Consider the following 2,534-nt stretch of genomic DNA (forward strand, 5'->3'; position numbering starts at 1 on the left):
GCCATGACCCACAACTGCCTGGCCAACCGCATCGATGCCGACAGTGAGGACGGCTCTGTCGCTGAGCCGGAGGTCATCGCCTCCCTGCGCCGGGACCAGCCCGAAGCACAGGCCCTCTTGAATTGCTTGGCGCGGCAGTTCGTCACTGGTGCGTCTATCGACTGGTCACCCGCGCTGGGCGCTGTCACCAATACTTCGGTGCCTCGCCTGGACCTGCCCACCTATGCCTTTCAGCGGCAACGGTACTGGCTCGATGCTCCGATTCAAGCAGTTGACGCCACCGGCATCGGGCAGGGGCATGTTGACCATTCGCTGCTCAGCGCGATGTTGAAATCCGCGGCACACAATTCGGTCTACCTCACGGGGCGGCTGTCGCTGGAGACGCACCCGTGGCTGGCTGATCACCGGGTCCTGGAATCGGTGTTGGTCCCGGGGGCCGCGTTGGTCGAGTTGGTGATTCGCGCGGGCGATCAGGTTGGTTGCGGTCGGGTGGAGGAGCTGACGCTGGAGGCGCCGTTGGTCCTGCCCGAGCGCGGCGGTGTCCAGGTTCAGGTGGTGGTCGAGGAGCCGGATGCGGCTGGTCTGCGGCCGGTTGCCGTCTACTCGCATCTCGAGAATCTGGCAAGCGCGGACGATGCGGTGTGGAACTGCCATGCGCGTGGGTTGTTGGCCGTGGAGGAGTCGTCGACTGGTGGTGGGGTGGTGTTGGAGCAGTGGCCTCCGGTGGGTGCTGAGGTGGTGATGTCGGATCCGGAGGGGTTTTATGCCGGGTTTGTTGAGCGTGGGTTTGGTTATGGTCCGGCTTTTCGGGGGTTGGAGGCGGTCTGGCGGTGTGGTGAGGAGGTGTTCGCTCAGGTCCGTCTTCCGCAGGAGCGGGTCGGTGAAGTCGAGCGTTTCGGGGTGCATCCGGCGTTGCTGGACGCCGTTTTGCACGCGGTGGCGCTGATCGCTTCGGATGAGGACGAGCAAGCCGTACGTGTTCCGTTTGCGTGGTCGGGGGTGCGGTTGCATGCCTCGGGTGCGTCGTTGGTGCGGGTGCGGCTGACCCGGGTGGGGTCGGATGCGGTGGCGTTGGAGGTGGCGGACGCGGCGGGCCAGCCGGTGGTGTCCATCGAGTCCCTGGCTCTGCGGCCCATCTCGGCTGAGCAGTTGCAGGCGGCCCAGACCAGCCGTTACGACTCGCTCTTCCAGCTGGACTGGCAACCCCTGGACTTCTCCGGCACATCGAATGCGTCCGGAGGTTCGTGGGCTGTAGTGGGGTCGGATGCCGGGCTGGGTGAGGCGGTGGTCCGTGCGGGCGGGGCGTGTGCCCGGTACGAGGATGTGCGCGCGTTGATCAGCGCGCTCGATGAGGGCGAGGCGGTGCCCGGGACCGTGGTGCTGTCCTGCCCGAGGAGCGCCCCCGGCGGCGTGGTTGCCGGGGTGCGGGAGTCGCTTTCCACTGTGCTGTCTGCGGTGCAGCGGTGGCTGGGCGAGGAGCGCTTGGGCGGGTCCCGTCTGGCGGTGGCCACCTGTGGTGCGGTTGCCCCTGGGGCGGGTGAGGACGTTGCCGATCTGGTGCAGGCTCCGGTGTGGGGGCTGTTGCGGTCAGTGCAGACCGAGAACCCCGGTCGGTTCCTCCTCTTGGACCACGATCCCGACCACGGCAGCGAGATCAGCGCCGCTGCAGCGGACGCGGTGGTGCGGGTCATCGCTGCTGGTGCGGACGAGCCGCAGCTGGCGGTCCGGGGCGAGACCGTCCTGGTTCCGCGCTTGTCCCGTGTGGCCAGGCCCGCAGCCCCTGATGCGTCTGCGCGGTTGGTGTCTGGCGGGACGGTGTTGGTGACGGGTGCTTCGGGTGTGTTGGCCGGTGTGGTGGCTCGGCATCTGGTGGCTGAGCACGGTGTGGAGCATCTGTTGCTGGCCAGCCGTAGGGGGTCGGATGCGCCGGGGGTGGCCGAGTTGGTGGCTGAGCTGGAGGTGGCTGGGGCGTCGGTCGCCGTGGCCGCGTGTGATGTGGCCGACCGTGATGCGGTGCGTGAGCTGCTGGCTGGTGTTCCGGCGGAGGTGCCGCTCAGGGGCGTGGTGCATACCGCGGGGGTGGTCGATGACGGTGTCGTGGAGGGGCTGAGTGATGAGCGTGTTCAGCGGGTGTTGGCGCCGAAGGTGGATGCGGCCTGGTATCTGCATGAGCTGACCCGGGACATGGGCCTGGAGGCGTTCGTGCTGTACTCCTCTGCCGCGGCCACCCTCGGTGCCGGTGGGCAGGGGAGTTATGCGGCGGCCAACGCCTTCCTCGACGCCCTGGCCCAGCACCGCCACGCCCACGGTCTGCCCGCCGTGTCCCTGGCCTGGGGCCTGTGGGCTCAAGCCAGCGGAATCACCCAGAACCTCAGCGAGACCGACCTCGCTCGCATGGCGCGTGGCGGCACCACCGGACTCACCACCGAAGAAGGTCTCGCCCTTTTCGATGTCGCTCAGGGTGTGGGGCGTGGTGTGGTGTTGCCGGTGCGTGTGGATGTGCGGGCGTTTCATGGGCGTGGTGGTGTGTCGGT

Annotated in this window: 1 protein-coding gene; it reads left to right on the forward strand. The window is 68.0% G+C overall.

All coding sequences use genetic code 11. The features are described 5' to 3' along the window. Positions 1 to 2,534: SDR family NAD(P)-dependent oxidoreductase (locus tag ACFXB5_RS53390; protein ID WP_385223281.1), on the forward strand; the 2,534-nt coding region annotated here is incomplete at both ends.

The sequence above is a fragment of the Streptomyces sp. NPDC059455 genome (genome assembly GCF_042750115.1).
Classification (GTDB): Bacteria; Actinomycetota; Actinomycetes; order Streptomycetales; family Streptomycetaceae; genus Streptomyces; species Streptomyces endocoffeicus.